This window comes from Oleiphilus sp. HI0086 (assembly GCF_001635225.1).
In genome coordinates this window covers 1-877 of the sequence record NZ_LWFZ01001055.1, presented here as the reverse complement: position 1 = coordinate 877, position 877 = coordinate 1, and the positions used below count along the sequence as shown (strand labels likewise).

1 protein-coding gene is annotated in these 877 nt (G+C 48.0%); it reads right to left on the bottom strand.

The features are described 5' to 3' along the window. A partial coding sequence (locus tag A3756_RS27975; protein ID WP_068554298.1) for a hypothetical protein occupies positions 1 to 877 on the bottom strand: 877 nt, incomplete at both ends.

Below are 877 nucleotides of genomic sequence, written 5' to 3'. Positions count from 1 at the left end.
TCGGCGGCGAGGCGTACCATGAAATGATTGTTCCAGGTTGAATTCAACACTCCCAACCGGAACACTGAAGAATACTCCGCTCGGTGTCGAAACGCGTTGCTGACTAACAGGTTCAATCCATTCCATGGCCTTTTTCTGCATCGACAAAAAGAAACCGCCAGTAGGTAGAAAAGTGCCGTTCTTTTGTTTTTCCCCTACTTCCATGCTTTTAAACTGAGTCATCGGAAAACAGGTCGGAACTCCATGAAGGTTACAGTCAGTCGTGGCAAAATCTATATCACCAATAAACGGGATAGGCCCAAGCGTAAAATTTGAACCACTGGGCAAACCGATATGGGTCGCTCGGACAGGGTCTGGCTGACCACCGCTTTCATAATCTACCTCACCATCCACCACATTCGGTGCGGTAATCGGATGAGCCTGCCCTTCTACCGGTGTAAAAGGCAAGAGAGCCCCCGCTAAGGCAAACCACCAGGGGCGATTAGGGGCATCAATCAATGCGTAAGCATTATCCTTTATTTGAACGGGCAGTTGACCGGTAAAGCTCAAAATATCCCCAGAGAAAATACCACGCGCCTGATGAAAGCCAATACGCATACCCACTAGTTCATCGTCTTCTTTAGCGATTTCGATGTAAGGGTCATAAAACTCAAAAGGAATGATTTCGCCCGCTCTATAGTAGCGTCCATCCATCTTTCTACCACTGGTCTCGGCAATCGCGCCAAAGCTCATATTCTTAACCCAAAGATCTGCGCCCTGCTTTTCCAAGCCTGGTTCTGTTCCATCACACTCAAAACAAGCTTCGCCATTTTCCCAGCGAGGATATTCGCCTAATTTAAGCTCCTCAACGTTCAGCTGCGTCTTGAGTTCCATACCA